Origin of the sequence: Streptomyces acidicola, from assembly GCF_009377235.1 — a bacterium.
In the GTDB taxonomy this organism is placed as follows: domain Bacteria; phylum Actinomycetota; class Actinomycetes; order Streptomycetales; family Streptomycetaceae; genus Streptomyces; species Streptomyces acidicola.
The window spans coordinates 1-17589 of sequence record NZ_VMNX01000083.1; the positions used below are offsets into that span (position 1 = coordinate 1).

The 17589-nt window shown below is 70.1% G+C and carries 13 protein-coding genes and 3 pseudogenes; 7 read left to right on the forward strand and 9 right to left on the reverse strand.

What is annotated here, in order from left to right; all coding sequences use genetic code 11:
* Positions 1–311: 311 nt before the first annotated feature.
* A pseudogene (locus tag FPZ41_RS21875) lies at positions 312–1688 on the forward strand (IS1380 family transposase).
* Between the two features lie 165 nt (positions 1689–1853).
* Positions 1854–2123 (forward strand): annotated as a pseudogene (locus FPZ41_RS21880) (hypothetical protein); the annotation flags it as partial.
* A gap of 84 nt (positions 2124–2207) precedes the next feature.
* Here the strand turns inward: FPZ41_RS21880 and FPZ41_RS21885 are convergent.
* Positions 2208–3116: a TIGR03619 family F420-dependent LLM class oxidoreductase gene (locus FPZ41_RS21885; RefSeq protein WP_152865106.1), complete on the reverse strand. Its 909-nt coding sequence runs from the start codon at positions 3114–3116 to the stop codon at positions 2208–2210.
* 770 nt (positions 3117–3886) lie between these two features.
* Between FPZ41_RS21885 and FPZ41_RS21890 the strand changes: the two genes are divergently transcribed.
* Positions 3887–6646 (forward strand): helix-turn-helix transcriptional regulator, encoded by a 2760-nt coding sequence (locus tag FPZ41_RS21890; RefSeq protein WP_152865108.1) that lies wholly within the window; start codon positions 3887–3889, stop codon positions 6644–6646.
* A 458-nt stretch (positions 6647–7104) separates the two neighbouring features.
* Here FPZ41_RS21890 and FPZ41_RS47190 read toward each other — a convergent pair whose 3' ends face one another.
* The 3 genes from FPZ41_RS47190 to FPZ41_RS21910 all read right to left on the reverse strand — a co-directional run bounded on the left by FPZ41_RS47190 (position 7105) and on the right by FPZ41_RS21910 (position 9718).
* A complete protein-coding gene (locus FPZ41_RS47190; RefSeq protein WP_194236172.1) occupies positions 7105–7296 on the reverse strand; it encodes a hypothetical protein in 192 nt (63 codons plus the stop codon).
* A 556-nt stretch (positions 7297–7852) separates the two neighbouring features.
* Positions 7853–8530, reverse strand: coding sequence for a response regulator transcription factor (locus tag FPZ41_RS21905; RefSeq protein ID WP_322620552.1), 678 nt, complete (start codon positions 8528–8530; stop codon positions 7853–7855).
* Entirely contained in the window at positions 8531–9718 is a 1188-nt protein-coding gene (locus tag FPZ41_RS21910) for a sensor histidine kinase (protein WP_322620553.1), read from the reverse strand.
* A 189-nt stretch (positions 9719–9907) separates the two neighbouring features.
* On the opposite strand from FPZ41_RS21910, the gene FPZ41_RS21915 reads away from it, so the two are divergent.
* The 3 genes from FPZ41_RS21915 (at position 9908) to FPZ41_RS48490 (ending at position 12294) form a co-directional block, all read left to right on the forward strand.
* Entirely contained in the window at positions 9908–10183 is a 276-nt protein-coding gene (locus FPZ41_RS21915) for a hypothetical protein (protein ID WP_152865110.1), read from the forward strand.
* A 120-nt stretch (positions 10184–10303) separates the two neighbouring features.
* Positions 10304–11758 (forward strand): alpha/beta hydrolase, encoded by a 1455-nt coding sequence (locus FPZ41_RS21920; RefSeq protein WP_152865112.1) that lies wholly within the window; start codon positions 10304–10306, stop codon positions 11756–11758.
* Positions 11759–12057: 299 nt separating this feature from the next.
* Positions 12058–12294, forward strand: a complete 237-nt coding sequence (locus FPZ41_RS48490) for a hypothetical protein (protein ID WP_228022887.1) — start codon at positions 12058–12060, stop codon at positions 12292–12294.
* A 161-nt stretch (positions 12295–12455) separates the two neighbouring features.
* On the opposite strand, the pseudogene FPZ41_RS21930 reads toward FPZ41_RS48490, so the two are convergent.
* Positions 12456–13387, reverse strand: a pseudogene (locus tag FPZ41_RS21930) (NADP-dependent oxidoreductase).
* Positions 13388–13826: 439 nt separating this feature from the next.
* Positions 13827–14276 carry a helix-turn-helix domain-containing protein gene (locus FPZ41_RS48495; RefSeq protein ID WP_322620554.1) on the reverse strand — a complete coding sequence of 150 codons (450 nt, stop codon included), beginning with the start codon at positions 14274–14276 and terminating at the stop codon, positions 13827–13829.
* A 106-nt stretch (positions 14277–14382) separates the two neighbouring features.
* On the opposite strand from FPZ41_RS48495, the gene FPZ41_RS48500 reads away from it, so the two are divergent.
* A complete protein-coding gene (locus FPZ41_RS48500) occupies positions 14383–14586 on the forward strand; it encodes a hypothetical protein (RefSeq protein ID WP_228022888.1) in 204 nt (67 codons plus the stop codon).
* 807 nt (positions 14587–15393) lie between these two features.
* Here the strand turns inward: FPZ41_RS48500 and FPZ41_RS48505 are convergent.
* The 3 genes from FPZ41_RS48505 to FPZ41_RS21940 all read right to left on the reverse strand — a co-directional run bounded on the left by FPZ41_RS48505 (position 15394) and on the right by FPZ41_RS21940 (position 17481).
* Positions 15394–15738, reverse strand: coding sequence for a hypothetical protein (locus FPZ41_RS48505; RefSeq protein WP_228022889.1), 345 nt, complete (start codon positions 15736–15738; stop codon positions 15394–15396).
* 116 nt (positions 15739–15854) lie between these two features.
* Positions 15855–16616: an ATP-binding protein gene (locus FPZ41_RS48510; RefSeq protein WP_322620555.1), complete on the reverse strand. Its 762-nt coding sequence runs from the start codon at positions 16614–16616 to the stop codon at positions 15855–15857.
* A complete protein-coding gene (locus FPZ41_RS21940) occupies positions 16585–17481 on the reverse strand; it encodes an LLM class flavin-dependent oxidoreductase (RefSeq protein ID WP_152865114.1) in 897 nt (298 codons plus the stop codon). Before FPZ41_RS21940 ends, FPZ41_RS48510 begins: the two co-directional genes overlap by 32 nt.
* Between the last annotated feature and the right edge of the window lie 108 nt (positions 17482–17589).

Consider the following 17589-nt stretch of genomic DNA (forward strand, 5'->3'; position numbering starts at 1 on the left):
GAACTGAGTTATATAAGCAGCGCGCATAACCACCAAGCCTGGCACCACCCCCACCACCCACAACACACCCAACGACAAACCCAGACCACGCTACGTCAAGTCCACCCACCACTACATCAACTCCCCCCCCACTACCTTCTTGATCGGCCCCGCAATGGGGTTCCCGGCCTCCGGACCCGGCATGACTAGCCTCGCGCTTTCATGAAGCGGGCTGTCCGGCAGGCGGTCACACAAACAGAAAGGGCCTCTGACCAGCAAGAATGAGGATTGTCTAGGTCCTTGTTCCCGCTGAATCCAGAGGCACTTTCCAGGTGAAGAAGCCTACCGGCTCCTATCCCCACGTCCGCGTCCAGGGGGACGGCCGGGCCGTGGTCTCGCAGGCCGGTTCGGTCCTGCTGGTCGAAACCGTCCGCAAGAGTGGCCTTGACCAGGCCATATCCGCGGCCCTGGCCCCATGGCGCAAGCCCCGGGCCGTCCACGACGCCGGCAAGGTAGTCGTGGACCTCGCGCTGGCGGTCGCGCTCGGCGGGGACTGCCTCGCCGACATCGCCCTGCCGCGGTCCGAGCCGGCCATATTCGGGTCGGTCGCCTCCGATCCGACGGTCTCCCGCTTGATCGACACCCTCGCCTCCTCGGGCGAGAAGACGCTCACAGCGATCCGCGCCGCACGTTCCGAAGTCCGCCGACACGTCTGGAAATTGGCCGGTGACCGGGCTCCGGATACCGGCGGGCAGGTGACCGTGGACCTGGACGGAGTGCTGGTCCTCGCCCACTCAGACAAGCAGGACGCGGCCCCGACCTGGAAGAAGACCTACGGCCACCATCCGCTGATAGGGTTCGTCGACCACGGCCCTGAAGGAACCGGCGAACCGGTCGCGGCCCTCCTCCGCCCCGGCAACGCGGGCTCGAACACGGCCGCCGACCACATCACCGCCACCCGCCTCGCCCTGGCCCAACTGCCGAAGAAGTACCGGCGGGGCCGGCGGAATCTGATCCGCTGTGATTCCGCGGGCGGGACCCTTGAGTTCGTGTCCTGGCTCACCCAACGCGGGCGCTGGCTGTCCTACTCGGTCGGCATGGTGATCACCGAGGCCATCCACCAGTACGTTCTCCAGGTCCCGGCCTCGGCCTGGACCCCGGCCGTCGAGCCGGACGGCGAGGTCCGTGACGGGGCCTGGGTTGCCGAACTCACCGGGAACCTGCTCGACGGCTGGCCACAGGGCATGCGCCCGGTCGTCCGCAAGGAACGACCCCATGTCGGGGCCCAGTTGAGGATCACCGACGCGAACGGCATGCGCATCACCTGATTCGCAACCAACACCGCCGACCGTCCGATCGCCGAACTCGAACTCCGTCACCGGCTGCGGGCCCGGGCGGAGGACCGGATCCGGGCCGCCCGGGCGACCGGCCTGCGCAACCTGCCCCTGCACGACACCGCGCAGAACAAGGTCTGGCTGGAGATCGTCCAGATCGCACTCGATCTGCTCGCCTGGATGCCCATGTTCGCCCTGACCGGCCAGGCGAGGCTCTGGGAACCGCGGCGCCTGCGGCTCCGCCTGTTCTCCGCTGCCGGACAACTCGTCACCACCGGCCGGCGCCGGATCCTCCGCCTCGCCCGCCACTGGCCCTGGACATTCGAAATCACCACCGCTCTCGAACGGCTCGCACTCCTGCCAAACCCCGGCTGACCAGCGATTCTCCTGGTCCTACGAAAGAACGTTCCAGTCCGGAGCAGTGGAACCCGGCGTCCACCCGAGACGACACTTGGGACCTCGACCTGCCCAGCATCAGCCATCGACAACGAAACGGACCACCGACTCCGTCGGCGGCCCGTCAAGAAAGATCGAGGCTAACGCCGACGCGTCCGCCGCCGGCGCAGGCTCCGCCTGAAGGAAGCCTTGCTCGGCAGGTCCCGCGGCGGACTGACCAACAAGATCCACCTCGCTACCGACCGCAAGCGCCACCCTCTGTCGTTCATCCTGACTGCGGACAGCCCTTAGTTCGTCCCCGTGCTGAAGAAGATCCGCGTCCGTCTGCCAGTCGGCCAACCCACGCGCCTCGGGCTCTGGCCTGGCTGCGCCTACGGACGCGTGACCAGTGCAAGTGGTGTTCGTTGGCGTGGTGGCGGGGTGTGATGACGAGGTGCCCGATCAGCCGGCGGATTTCCGGGACGCTGAGCGGTACGAGGTCGCGCCGTGCCGCGGCTTTCAGCGTGTCAGTTCCAGTGTCTGCCGGAGCAGCTCCAGTGCCTGGTCCACGCCCTGGTCGGCCAGGTAGACGAAGTCCACGAAGACATGGTCGACGTCGGTCTCGTCTCCCGTACGGAGGATGATGTCCGCGATCTGCGGCACGGTCGACTCGGAGGTGGGGTTGATCCTCAGGATGGCGTCGATTCCGGCCGGGTCGCGATCTTCGGCCTCGGCCATGCGGCGGACCTGCTGCAGCGGCCGGTTGACCACGACCGCAGGGTCGAATGCGGAACCCCGAACGGGCAGCGCCACGGGAAGTATGCCGTCCGCGCGACGAGCCGCCCGGCGTTGGGAGGCCGTGGCGAAGCCGGACAGATAAACCGGAGGCCGAGGCCGCTGGACCGGCTTGGGCCCGATGTGGGCAGCGGGGAAGGCATAGTACCTGCCGTCGTGTTGCGCGACGGGCTCGGTGGTCCACACCGCCTCCAGCACGTCCAGACACTCGTCCAGCCTCGCGCCCCGCTCCTTCCAAGGAACGCCCACGCCCTGGTACTCCTCGGGCGACCAGCCGGTGCCGAGGCCGGGTATGAGACGTCCCCTGCTCACCACATCGACGCCGGTCAGCGACCGGGCGAGCAGCAGCGGGGGATACCAGGGTGCGATGAGGGTGGAGGTGCCCAGCAGCGCCCGTTCGGTGACGCTCGCGGCAACACTCAGCGCCACGAACGGGTCAAGCATGGCGTGCAGCTGCCACGGAATCGTGTCCATGCCCCCGTAGCCCACGCTCGGATTCACCGCGGCCAGCACGCGGTCACCCACCCACAGACTGTCGGCCCCGAGTTCCTCGGCCTGTCGGGCGAAGTCGGCGAGCTTGTCGAGCTCTTGAGCCATCGCGCCGTACTGCGGAAGCGAGAATCCGATACGCATGCGAACTCCTGAAGAAACAACAACGATAAAATTGACCGACGCAATGATGAAGCATCAACTTCGGTTTTTGGCAAGGGGCATCGAGTCCACCCAGCGACCGCGACGCCACCGCAGACTCACCAAATGAAATGGCTTCCAATCGGGTTGTGGGCCCCAGGCTTCTTCAGCCGGGCCCGAACCTACGTCGGCCGCCCGAGCTCGCGAATCGGTCGCCGTATCGGTCGCGGCTCGCACTGCACCGGCACGTGGTCCGAATAGGAGCCGCTCGGATGTTGGCGGACGAACGGGGGGGCAGGGTGGCCAGGAAGCCGGACCAGCTCGCCGGTCTCGCGGTCGCGCCGCAGCAGCCACAAGTCGTCGGAGTCCTGGTAGCCGCGAGCAGCGCCCCGCTGCCATCCGGCAGCGGGGCCAGGCAGAGGCCGATGAGGTGTGTTCCTGGCCACCGGCGTGGTGCAGGAGCCACAGGGCTTCGGTGGCGGGGTCGGTGGCGCAGACGCCGGCCGCGACCACGCGGGCGGGTCGGCTCACGAACCGACCTGCTACTCGGCGCCGTCAATGGTGACGACAGTGGTACGGCCGTGCAGACGGATCACGGGCAGCTCCTGGGTTCCACGACCGGAGCGGCGCCCGAACGACCGACGGGACAGAATGTCGGGCGCCCCGGTACCAGCCGGATCGGCCCCTCAATCGGTCGGCCACTGCGGCAGAATGGCCTTTAGCCTCGAAACGGTCGCACCACCGCGGCCTGGCACGGCATTCTGGGGTGGGACATGGAGCTGTTCGGACGGCACACCGAGACCGCGGCCCTCGACAGGTTGCTGGATCGGGCCGCACACGGCTCGGGATCCGGGCTCGTGCTGTGGGGCGAGCCGGGTATCGGCAAGACCGCTCTGCTCGAGCACGCCGTCGAGGCCGCGTCCGACGCGACGGTACTGCGGTGCCGAGGCTCCCGGATGGAAGCAGGGCTCGCATTCGCGGCGCTGCACGAGCTGCTGTGGCCGGTGATGGACCGACTGGACAGGCTCGCCGCTCCACAGGCTGCGGCGTTGCGCGGCGCGCTGGGATTGAGCCGGGACACGACCAACCGATTCCTCATCGGCGCGGCCGTGTTGTCACTGGTGAGCGATCTTGCCCGGGAGCGACCGGTGCTTGTCGCGGTGGACGACGCCCAGTGGGTCGACGAGGCGACCGCGCACTGCCTGGGCTTCCTCGCCCGGCGAGTGGCGAACGGTCCGGTCGCGGTGCTGCTCACCGGACACGAGGACCCTGCCTCGGGGCCGTGGGAAGGACTGCCGGCACTGGAGGTCGTGGGGCTGGCCGACGACGACGCCCGGCGGCTCCTGGTCGCGGCCGCCCCGGGGGCCGACGAGGCGCTGGTCGATCGCACGGTCCGGGCAGCTGGGGGCAACCCGTTGGCGCTGCACGAGCTGCCCACCATCGATCACGAGCCCGATGGCGACGCGCCGCTCGGGCGATCCGGGGATCTGACGCCGGTCGGGCCACGGCTGCGGCGGGCGTTCGGCTCCCGGGCCATGGCCATGACGCCGCCGGCCCGGACGTTGCTGCTGCTGGCCGCCGCCGAGGACCGCGGCGACCGCCACGTCGTGCACCGTGCCGGGGCCGGCTGGGGCGTCGACACGCCCACCTGGGACGAGGTCCTTCGCTCCGGTCTAATCCGTGCCACCGGGGCCCGGCTGGAGTTCCGCCACCCGCTGATCCGGGCGGCGGTCTACGACGGCGCTCCCTTCCTGGACCGGCAGGCCGCGCACCGGGCGTTGGCCGTCGCCCTGCCGAGGGATGCCACCGCGGAACGGGCCTGGCATCTGGCCGCCGCTGCCGACACGGTGGACGAGGACGTCGCCACGTTGCTGGAGCAGGCCGCCGAGCAGTGCCTGCAACGTAGTGCGGGGCCCATGGCGGCTCGCACACTGCGGCGGGCGGCCGAGCTGTCCCCCGAACCGGCCGCGGCTGCGCGCCGCCTGGCTGCTGCCGCCCGCGCCGCATGGGACGCAGGCGACGCGGAGGCGGCGCGGCAGCTGCTGGACGACGCCGAGCGCCTGGGCGGCGAGCTTCTCGTCGCCCGGCTGAGCGGCGGGTTGCGCGGGATCCTCGAGTTCGCCCACGGCATGCCTGAGCGTGCCCACCGCTACCTGGTCTGCGACATGGCTGTCGTCCCTGGCGCTCGCGGCGCGGTGGAACTCGGCACGGTGGCGGTCCGCGCCGCGTGGTCGGCCGGTCGGCCCGACCTTCAGCAGGAGGCACTGCAGCGGCTACTCGCCGTGGACACCGACAGTGATCCCGCCCTGACGGAGCTGCTGCCCGTGCTGAGGGTCTGGTGGTCCTGCTACGACCAGACCGGCGAGGTCACCCCGACCACCCCGGAGATGGCCAGCGGCACGGTCAGTCGGCTCGGTACAGCCGCGTGGGAGCTGCTGCCACCCGTACCACTGGCCCAGGCCTGGGGGATAGAGGGCTCGCTGCTCGACGTGCTGCGCGAGCAGGCCGTACACCTGCGGCGTCGGCACGAACTCACCGCGCTGGCGCTGGTGCTCGCCCAGACCGCAGTCCTCGACATCGCCGCGGGTCGGTGGGAAGCCGCCGAGACCGCGGCGGCCGACGGGCTGCGGCTGGCCGAGGAAGTCGGGGCGGATCACGTGGCCACGCAGAACCGCGTCTCCCTCGGAGCACTGGCCGCTGCCCGGGGCGATCACCGCACCGTCGACGAGCACACCACCCAGATCCTGCAGGTCTCGGTACCACGCGGTGTGCGAGGTCTCAGCGCATCGGCGTACTTGCACCGCGGCCGCGCGGCGCTGTTCGACAGTCGTCCACAGGACGCACTGAGTCACCTGATGCCGCTCGCCGACCCCGAGCACGAGGCCGCTCACCCTACCTGTGCACTGTTAGCCGCCATGGACACCGTCGAGTCGGCGGTGCAGTTGGGCAACGCCGACGCCGTCGAACCCCAGGTGGCCATGGTGGAGACGTGGGCACAGCGCACAGGTGCGACGTGGGCCCGTACCATCGGCCATCGTCTCCGCGCCCTCGTGCTTGGCGGCCCGGCAGCAGAGGCTTCGTACCAAGCGGCCCTCGACGTGGCGGGAGCGGCGGACTATCCGTTCGAGTACGCCCGTACCCGGCTGCTCTACGGGGAGTGGCTGCGGCGGGCGCGCCGTCGGGCCGACGCCCGGATCCAGCTTGCCGGAGCAGCCGAGATCTTCGACCGCCTGGGGGCGAAACCACTGCGGGCGCGGGCGCTGTCCGAGCTCGCTCTGGCCGAAAGCCCGCGCGTCCGTCTCGTGCCCAGCCGGACCGACGAGGCCGGGTTGACCACGCAGGAACTGCGGGTCGCGCGACTGGCGGCGAAGGGTCTGACCAATCGGGAGATCGCGGCACACCTGCTGATCAGCCCCCGCACGGTCGGCCACCACCTGGCCAAGGTCTATTCCAAGCTGGGCATCACCTCCCGTGCCGAATTGGCCCGGATCGACTTCGCGGGGGGCATGCGGCTCCGCGCGGCCGGTGACTGACCGCGCCATGCGCCGATAGCACACCCGATTCGTTCGGACCAGGACCTTTGTAGCGTTTTCAGCGAGCCTTCCAGCATCCGGCCCTAGTGTCGGCACGCGGCTCGGACGACAAGAGGCAGCCCCGCTGTGACCGATCCTGATCGCCTCCGGCACGCCCGCCATCTCATCGACGGGCGGGGGACGGACTCCGAGACGCGTACCGAGTCTCGCAACCGTTCCTAAAGGCTGAGTGGGAGTGCGTCCTGGTGCCGGAACTCATGCTCAGCCGGACGCCCCGAACGGTGTTGGGCGTCCTGGTCCCCGCATTCGCTCCGCGTCCGGCGCGCACGGATCGTGTCCGTGGTCCGGGAATGCGGGGGTGGGGTCTCTCACTACGGTGTGGACGGGGACGGGTTACGAGACCAGGACGATCTTTCCGAGGTCGGGAATCCGGCCACGAAAAGTACGCTGACGGCGGCTCAGTCGGTCCTCGACATGGCCGTGCAGAGCCATGGCGGGGTGGTACGGGTCTTCCCCTCCGCGTCCCGGCGCTGGCCGGACGCCTCCGTCCAGGGACCGCGCACCCAGGGCGCGTTCCTGGTGGACGCGGACCGCTCGGGCGGCCGGACCCGATGGGGGCGGGTGCACAGCCAGGCGGGTGCGCCGTTCATGCTGCAGCACGGCATCGACGGCGCCATCGACGTACGGGACGAGCACGGGTGGCGCCTGCGCTACCGGGAGACAGCGGCCGGCCGCATCGAGGTTCCCCTGGGCCGGGGAGAAACGGCCGTCGCGCAAGTTACGGCCGCATCCGCCCGGCCGCCTCATTGCCGCGCCGAAGACCCGAGAGTTGAGCACCGGGAGCTGGGCGGCGTACGAGCGAGCCGGGGCGCAGGACCAACTGGCCGGTCTCCGGCACTCCTGGCGGCACGGCACCCAGGACTGGCCTTCGAGACCGCCGAGACGGAACCGGGGCGGGACAACCCGGTAGCCGTGGGCCGACCGGCGCCGTGCGGTCCGGTCGGCCTCATGACCGACGTCTCTCCGCTGTTCGACCTCATCCGCCCTATACCGACGGGTGGACGGCGGACAGCGGGCCCTTACAGGCCGCCGCCCGCCGTGAGACGAGCGGCGGCTGGCACGCGTCCGACAGAACGCCCGGGCGAGCGGTGGAGTGACCGGCCGGTGCGTGGCGATCCGCTCGAGGTTCACCTCGAGCGGGGTCCGTCATTCCTCCGCGTCGCGGACCAGGAGCGCGATCTGTACCCGGTTCTCGACCGCCAGCTTGGCGAACAGGTTACCCGTGTGTGCCTTGACGGTCGCGATGCTGATGTGCAGCCTCCGGGCGATCTCCGGGTTACCCAGCCCGTCCGCGATGGCCCGGGCGGTTTCGAGTTCTCGTTCGGTCAGCGCGGCCAGCTGTTTCCGTGCGGCTTCGCGGGACGAGTCGCGAGCGTAGGAGGACCGTGGACCGGTGGCTGCGGCGATCACTCGTGCCGTGGCCGCTGGAGACAGTACGGGGTTACCCGCCGCGACGGTCCGCACCGCGTCGAGAATCCGCGGCGGTGGGGTGTCTTTATAAACGAACCCGAGTGCTCCTGCGTCCAGTGCGCCGAGCACCAGATCATCGGAGTCGAACGTGGTCAGCATGAGTACCCGGGGTGGCGCCCGGAGGGTGAGGATTTCCCGGGTCGCGCTGAGACCGTCACGACCGGGCATCCGCACGTCCATCACCACGACGTCCGGCCGCTGCTCGTCCACCACGGTGATCGCGGCGTCCCCGTCGGCGGCCTCCGCGACGACGGTCAGGTCCGGTTCGCCGTCGATGACAAGCCGCAGCACCACGCGCACCAGTTGGTCGTCGTCGACGATGACGACGCGCACCGGCTCCCGCTCGCTGTCCACTCATGTTCTCTTTTCGTGGGTGGGGTTCGGCCAGGGTAGTCGTGCGGTGAGGACGTATCCGTTGTCGGGTGTGGGGTGATGGTCGAGTGTTCCGCCGGCGAGGGTGATTCGTTCGCCGAGGCCGAGCAGGCCAAATCCCGACGCCGGCGGTCGCACGTTTTTTGTGATGGCTGGGGAGTTGCGGACGCTGACCTCCAGTTTGTCGCCTTCTGTTCCTTCGAGGGTGATGTGTATGTGTGCGCCCGGGGCGTGTTTGGCGGCGTTGGTCAGTCCTTCTTGGACGATCCGGTAGCAGGTTCGCCCTACGACGTCGGGCGGATCTGCCGTCATGCTGGTGGTGAGTGTGACGTCCAGTCCGGATGCTCGGGCGTCGGCTGCCAGTTCGGGGATGCGGTCGAGGGAGGGCTGTGGTGGTTCCGGGCGGGTCGGGTCGGCCCGGAGCACACCGAGGACATCCCGTAGTTCCTCCAGGGCTTGATGGGAGCCGTCGGCGATGGAGCGGACCAGCACGCGGTTCTCCTCGGCTGTGAGGTCGCCGCGGTGGTCCAGCACTCCGGCCTGCATGGCGACCAGGGAGATCCGGTGCGCGAGCACGTCGTGCATCTCGCGCGCGATCCGGTTGCGTTCCAGGGCCCGTGCCTGCGCCGCTCGTGCGGTCTGTTCCCGTTCCGCGCTCTTCGCCCGGTCCCGCAGGGACCGCACTTCGACACGCCGCGCGCCGATGGCCATGCCCACGGCCGCCGCGATGCCCGCGGTCAGTGCCGAGAACGCGAGCTGGACCCACCACGGGCCGGGCGGACTCGGGCCCTGGACCGGGTAGAGCCCGACGGCGAACTGTGACGCGGTCACGTAGGCCAGCCCGACGACTCCGATCTCGACCGGACGGCGACGGGTGGAGACCGAACCGAGCGCCATGAGCGCGGCGCCGGTTGCGAGTGCCGACGCGGTTGACGCGATCGCGACCGTCATGGCGACGGCGAGCGGGAACCGCCGCCTCCACACGAGCGCCGTCAAGCAACCGAGCGCCACCAGCGGATCACCGATGAGGAACCAGGAGCCCGTTCCGGCCGCCTGCCACTTCAGCAGCACACCGGTGGCGAGCCAGACCGGTATGCCCACTGCCGCGGCCGCTGCCAGCCGCCAGGTCTGCGGCCACCACTTGAGCCATGGTGCGATGTCCGTGTCCACCTGGTCATTATCGCGACATCGTATGTCCGGTGAGTCGGACCGGGGGCTGATGCGCCCTGGACCAAAGTCGAATGACCGTCTCGCCTGTGGTCGAAGGCCTTTCAAGCCGTCGGGCTGATGTGGAGGCCGCGCCTCACGGACAGACTCGTTCACGTGCCGAGACAACCGGACACGAGACGGAGAAGCGCGATGCGCGAGGGCGGCTTCGGAGCCCTTGAGGCGGTGGGGATGGTGATCACGGCCCTGGCCGCCCCAGCGGTGATCCGCGGTCTGCTCGACCGGGACTCCGAGCTGCTGTGGGGCATCTTCGACTGGGTCCCGGGCGGCCTTGCCGGCCGGATGACTCTCCTCGGATCCATCGCGCTCGTCGCGATGATGCTCGGTGGCTGGGCACACACCCGCCGGGAACCGGACGCCGGGCGGGCCGGTGATTCCGGAGAAATCCGTTGCCGAGAAACGGCCTGACGCGATCCGGCACGCGGCCAGGTACTGTCCGGCCGGCCTCCACAGGCCGGCAGGACCTGACGGCGGGCGTTCCGAGCCCTCGTTCCGGCGTCCCCATACGTCCCTTCAGGAGGACATCAGATGCGCAGAACCCTCTCCCTCGCCCTCGCCGCCACCGCGGTGGCGGCGACCGCGCTTCCGGGAGTGTCGGTGGCGGCGACGCCGGACACCGTGCGGTGGGGACCGTGCCCGGACAAGGCCATCTCACCCCGTCTCGAGTGCTCGACGCTCGAAGTCCCCCTGGACTACCGGAATCCCGACGGCCGGCAGATCGAGATCGCGATCTCCCGGCTGGCGAGCGAGAAACCGTCGCAGCGCCGCGGTGTGCTGCTCACCAATCCAGGCGGCCCCGGCGGTACGGGACTCGACTACCCGGCCGTTCTCGCCGGCTCAGGGCTGCCGCAGAAGGTGCTGGACTCCTACGACGTGATCGGCTTCGACCCGCGCGGCGTCGGCCGCAGCACGCCGGTGACCTGCGATCTGACGCCGGAACAGCAGGCACGCCGCAGCTTCCCGCCGTACGCGCACACCGCGGCCGATGTCACAAGGGAGGCGGGACACGCGCGGACCATCGCTGAGCAGTGCGCCACCTCGCGGACGGCGTGGATGCTGCCTTACACCACCACCGCGAACACCGCGCGCGACATGGACCGGATCCGGGCGGCGCTGGGCGAGCCGAAGCTCTCGTACCTCGGTCATTCCTACGGCACCTACCTCGGTGCGGTGTACACGACGATGTTCCCGGAGCGCGGCGACCGGGTCGTGCTCGACAGCAACCTGGGTCCCGGCGGTTACGACGTCACGGCCATGCGGTTGTTCGCCCGTGGACTGGAGGACCGGTTCCCGGACTTCGTGGCGTTCGCGGCCGCGCGTCCTGAGTACGGTCTGGGCACCACACCGGAGCAGGTGGCCGCGAAGTTCTTCGACCTCGCCAAGCGGTTGGAGGCGAAGCCGGTCCAGGGCATCGACGGGACGTTGTTCCGCGGGCTCACGTTCGAGTACCTCTACTTCGATGCGACCATGCCCCTGCTGGCCGCCACCTGGCAAGCGCTCGAGAACGACCGGCCGCTGCCGCCCACACTGCCGTTGCCGGAGAACATAGAGAACGGCATGGCCTCCCGCTTTTCAGTGATATGCAGTGATACGCGCTGGCCGAGGACGGTCCAGGAGTATCAGCGCAACGTCGCGGTCGACCGGCTGAAGTACCCGATGCTGGGCGGGTCCACGGCGAGCATCGGACCGTGCGCGTTCTGGCCGGACAAGCAGGTCGAACCGCCGGTGAGCATCGGTGACCGGGGCCCGTCGAACGTGCTCATGGTGCAGAACGAACGCGACCCGGGGACACCGCTGGCCGGCGCCCAGAGGCTGCGGAACGCGTTCGGGAAGCGGGCCACGATGGTGACGGCCGACCAGGGCGGGCACGGCGTCTATCCGTTCGGCCCCAACACGTGCGCGAACGACGCGGTGACGGCCTTCCTGACCACTGGACAACGCCCACCGCAGGACCTCGCCTGCGCGGCGGAGCCGAGCGAGTAACGGGAACCGGGACATGCTCAAGGAGTGGCGGCGTCGTCGGGGCGTGCGGCGGGGTCCACCCCGGGGACGGGCGAGCGCTGAGGCGTTTCCGCTGGTGGCAGTCGCTTTTCCGGACACTGTTCTCTCTTCGTCTGACGAACGAAGACGGCCGGCAAGAGGTCTACGCCGTCGACGTCAGGCACTGGCAGAATCCGTCGTCCGGCGAGGTCAAAGCCCACCTGTACCTCGACGGCAGGCAATGCGCACAGTCGAAACTCCCTGCTGCCTTCCCCGTCCACGGCGGGACCGTCGAAGTGAGCATGAGCGCCTCCGGGCTCAAGCGCTGCCACTACGTCACCGCCGAGGGGACCGAGTACCAACTCGTCCCGGACCGCGACTCCGCCGAAGGACGCCGCGCGCACTTCGACCGCGCGCACCCCGCACTGAGCAGCTTGATCGGATTCCTCTCGTCGATCATGCTCGTCCCGGCGCCCCCGTGCATCAAGATCGTCCCGCTACCTGGGATCTCCTCACCGACCTGCTGCTCGGCGCCGTAAGCGGTGACGACAGTGGTACGGCCGTGCAGGCGGATGCCGACGACGACGCCCGGCGGCTCCTGGTCGCGGCCGCCCCGGGGCCGACCAGCCGCTGGTCGATCGATCGGTCATTACGCGGGCGGCCGCTCGAGACCGGCTTCCAGGGTGTGGACGGGGACGCGTTACGGGACCAGGACGATCTTTCCCGTGGTGTGGCCGGCCTTGATCTCGCGGTGGGCGGCGGCGGCCTCACGCAGCGGGTAGGCGTCCGCGATCACGATGCGCAGTCGGCCGGCCGCCGCGGTTTCCGTGAGCTGCAGGCGGGCGGCTTCCCGGAGCTCGGTGCCGGGGTCCCCACCGGGCACGCCACCCAGGAGTTTGATTCCAGCGCGAGCCCCGCGCTCGTAGCCCGCGATGGTGGCGATGCGGAGGCGGTCCGGCACGAGCTCCACGGAGACGTCCACCGCCTCGTCGGTGCCCACGAGGTCGGCGGCCGCGTGGACGCCCTCCGGCGCCATCGCGCGTACCCGGTCCGCCAGTCCCGGCCCGTATACGACCGGCATCGCTCCCAGATCCTGCAGCAGGTCGTGCTTGGCCCGGCTTGCCGTGGCCACAACAGTGGCGCCGCGTGCCACCGCGAGCTGCACGGCCACGAGTCCGACGCCTCCCGCGGCACCGTGGATCAGCACCGTCTCGCCGTTGCTCAGGCCGATCGTCTCGAGAGTGTGTACGGCGGTGACGCCGGCGGCCAGCAGCCCGCCGGCCTGCTCCCAGGACAGGGCGACAGGCTTCGGCACCACGGACGAGACCGGCACGACGAGTTCGGCGGCGCAGGCGCCCGGCGCGTGATAGGCGATCACTTCATCACCCACTGCAATCGGACCTGCGGGGCCGACCGCGTCGGCGCCGACCGCGGTCACCACGCCGGCCGCTTCGACACCGAGCCGCACGGCAGTCTCTCCGGATCGACACCGAACATACCGCTGTACACCTTGTAGTCGAAGGGATTGACACCGGCCGCGCGGACCGCGATGCGCACCTGATTCGGCTCCGGCTCCGGGACGGCGACGTCGATCACCGACAGGACCTCGGGGCCTCCGTATGCGCCCGCCACTACTGCTGCTGCTTCGCTCATGCCAGAGGACAACCGTTGCGCGAGGCATCCCATTCCTCCACAGGAGTCCTCGCGCGTGCTTCGGATCGCCCGCCCCACCGCCGGTAAGGCCCGCCGCGGCGCCCTGCAGATGCTGCGCTGCCAGATCCTCTCGGCATCCGAAGAACTCCGCGACCATGTAAGCAACCTGACGCGGATACAGCTCATCCACAGCTGCGCCGCTGGCGGCCGGGCAAGACCGCCTTCCGTGCCCCCGTCTCAGCCACCCGTATCGCGATCAAGGTCCTGGCCCCCCGCTACCTCGAACTCGGCGTATTTACCTGATCGAGCAGGGCAGCACCCCGAACAGGCCAGTCCGGAGAGGTTGACATTCAGGAGAGCGTCGCGGGGTCGCAGTACATGAGTTTCCGGCTCGCCGAGCACCTGGACGCTCTCTCCCTCACCGCGGCTCGGAACCAGCGTGGGTGTAGCTCAGCTCCTTCCGCGTGTTGATGCCGAGCTTGGCGAACACGTTCCCGAGGTGGTGGCCCACGGTGCGGTGGCTGATCCGCATCTGTATGGCGATATCCCGGTTCGTCAGCTGCTTCGCGGCCAACTGGGCTACCCGCTGTTCCTGGGCGGTGAGTCGGTTTACCTCCCTGGTGTCCGGGCTCCCCCGACGTCCCGGCTGTCCGGTGAGGTCGTGCTCGCGCTGTGCGCGTCTGTGCGGCGGCTCGGCCCCGAGCCGGTCGAACACCTCGATGGCGCCCCCGATCTGGACGCGCGCATCGATCCGCCGACGGCCCCGTCGCAACCACTCGCCGTAGTACAACTGGGCGCGCGCGTGGAGCAGAGGGTGCGATCGGGCACCCGGCACGTCGAGCGCCGCACGGAAGGCAATTCTCAACACGGGGGCCTCCGAGGAGCGCGCGAGCGAGGTGCGCGGCGGAGCGAGCCCACGGCGCTCCGGTGCGCCGCACCCAGGCTTCGAGCGCCCGTACCCGTTCCTCCGCGAGGTGGTGTCTTCCGACGTGAACGGCCGCTTCGGCGGTGTCGAGAGCGGCCAGGAGCGCGAACGTCGGGTGCTCCGCGCCATGGCCCGGCTCGGCCAGGCGCACCAAGGCGTCCAGAGCTTCCTCGGGACGCTCGTGGAACAGCGACGCCATGCCGCGGCTCCAGTACGCGGTCGCGCTCAGCGCGCGAACGCCCCGTGGGAGTGACGTCTCCAGGGTACGGGCGGTGACCTCCGCGACCGCGCGCTCGTCACCACGCGCGGCGGCGAGCCGACCCAGGCTGGTGCGGCAGTGGGAGGCGACGTGGTCGCCCCCCGCGTCCTCTGCCAGCCGCAGGCCCTCCGTGGCCGAGACTCCGCTTCAGCCCAGCGGCCGGCGACGGTGTCGAGCATCGCGGTCTGGACCAGGGCGGCGGCGTTGCGAGCGCGCTCCCAACGCCGCCGCAGGTGCGGTATTCGACGGCGCAGCGCATCCCCCATCGGCTTGTCGATACCCCAGGCCAGCCCGAGGGGTGTCGGCGGAAGCGACGGCAGCACGGTCGCGGGCCCGCGCGCCGGCGTCGGACGCATCTGCCGATGTCGCGTCGGCGGATGCGTCGTCGCTCCACCAGGCCAGCGGGCCTGGCAATCCGGCCCGGCCCTCGAGGTCGAGTTCGAGCAGCTGCTCGAGCCTCTGTTCCGCAGGTCGCCGCGTCCGATGGACCAGGCGACGCGCATGGCCATCGTGCCCAGCTCCAGCGCCGTGCCCGGATCCGAGACTCGGTTCATGTCGGTGGCCAGGTAGTGATACGCCAGTTCGGGCATGCCTCGGGCGAACTCGAGGACCCCCGTTAACGCTGGCTGCGAGAGGCGACGTGAGCGCCTGGGGCCAGCCGTTCCGCGTCATCAAGCAGGCGCTGCGCCGTGGCCGCCGCCCCTGCGTCCCACGAAGCCCTGGCCGCCTCGGCAAGTCGTTGTGACGCGTCGACCGGTGCGGCCGAGAGTTCGGCGGTCCGCCGCAACGCTCGTGCCGCCGTCACCGCGGCCCCGCGGAGCCGGGAGCGGGCCGCGGTGTGTCGAGTAACGTCGCGACGTTCTCGTCGTGCTCATGGGCCACGGCGGCGAGGTGCCATGCCCGCTCCTCCGCCCCGTCCGGCATCGTGGCGGCCAAGGCGCGGTGAGCCCGTCGCCTCGCCGCGGCACCGCAGCCCTCGTAGACGGCTCTCCTCACGATGGGGTGCCGAAATCCGACTCGGTTGCCCACCACGTGGGGCAGGCCCGCGTTGGTCGCTTCCTCCCAGGCGGCGCCATCGGCCCACGACCCGCTACCGGCGCGCTGCACCGCGAGTCGGTCGCCCTGTTCCTCGGCTGCCGCAAGCACGATCAACAGCTGCGCCGAGGGGGCTGAGGGCCTCGATCCCCGCCCGGAAGGCCCGCTGCAGGCGCGGCCCGACGGGTGGTCGTCCTCTCCCCTGGCGATGCTCGGCGTCGTCCAGGTTACCCCCGAGCGTGACCAGCTCGCGCAGCGCCAAGGGGTTGCCCCCCGCCTCCTCGATCGTGATCCGCACCGCCGCCTCGTCGGCGAGCGGGGCCACGGCGGCCAGGAGCTGCCGCGCACTCTCGTCGGTGAGGCCTTCGACCCGCGCGTCGGCCAGACCTTCCCACCGTCGGACGGCCGGGATCGCTGTGATCGGCGAGCACGACCACCACGGGATGCGCCCGTACGCGTCGAGCAACGATTCCGAGGCACAGTGCGGTGGCCTCGTCGAGCCACTGCCCGTCGTCCACCACGACGAGCACGGGCTGCCGCTCGGCGAGTCCGCAGAGCAGGGACAGCACGGCCGCCCCGACCAACAGCCGGTTCGTCGGCTCACCGCCCAGCCCGAGCGCAGCACGCAAAGCAGCGGCCTGGGCCGTCGACAGCGACTCAACGCGATCGGTCACCGGTCGCAGCAGCCCGTGCAGCCCCGCGAAGGCCAGGTCCGACTCGGGTCGGGTGGCCGAGTAGCTCAGCCGGACGAAGTCCTCGGCCCGGTCGTGTACGTAGCGAAGCAGAGCTGACTTGCCGATACCCGGCTCGCCCCACAACACCAGGCGCCACCGGCCCCGTCGCGGGCCTGTGAGAGAAACTCGTCGAGAACCGTGGTCTCCTCGCGGCGTCCGAACAACTCCACCTGCGCTGCGACTATCGGGGCTCCGGCACCATGAGTGCCAGGGGCAAACCGTGTCATGCCGCGCGTTCGGTCTGGACGAGTTCACGGGCGCGCGGCGCGACCTCGTGGCCAAAGAGGTTCAAGTCGGCAGGGTCGTCCGAGGCGAGGATGAACCCGGAAACGCCGTACTGCAGGGCGAGGTCGGCGATCTGTTCAGCCCAGTCGCCGGGATTCCCCTCCAACAGCCCGCCGCCGGTAGTGAATCGGCCGCTCAGGTTGAGCAAGCGGCTGACGCTTGCGGGCTCGCGGCCGGCGGCGGAGGCGGCCTCGTCGATTTGCTCGTTCATCGCGCCAAGCGATGCGGGGCCGTCGGGCAGGTACCTCAGGGAAGGCAGCCAACCGTCGGCGATCCGGCCGGTCAGCCGTAGCATGCGCGGCTTGTAGGCACCGATGTGGACCGGAATTCGATGGGCGGGCGCGGGCCCTCGCTTCGCGCCGGTCAGGCTGTAGAACTCCCCCTCGATCCGGAGGGGACCGGACTCGTCGGTGGCCCACAGCCCCCGGATCACGCTCACGGCCTCCCCCACTGCCCGCACGGCCTGGGCCGGTTCGAGCCGGCGGCCTCCCATCGCGACGATGCCGTCCCAGAACGCACCCGCGCCGATTCCCAGTTCGACCCGCCCGCCAGTGAGCCGATCCAGGCTCGCGGCGGCGCGCGCCAGCACAGCCGGGGGACGCAACGGAAGACTCAGCACATTGCCGCTGATTCGAATCCGTTCGGTGCGTGCCGCGACGTACGACATCAGGGTCCAGGTGTCCTGGAACGCCGACTGGTAGGGGTGGTCCTGGAAGCTGACGAGGTCGAGACCGGCCCGCTCGGACGTCAGGGCCAACTCGACCGGCGCCTGAGGCGGGTGGGCGACGGGGGTAACGAAGCTGCCGAACCACAGTTCGTGGCGGTAGTCGGTCATAGGTCGCATCCTTCGGGGTGGTTCGTGGAGGGCGTGATGGCGAAGTTCTCGCCGAACAAGCCCTCCAGGTCGTAGACGGTCTTGAGCTCACGCAGACGCGCGAGGGTT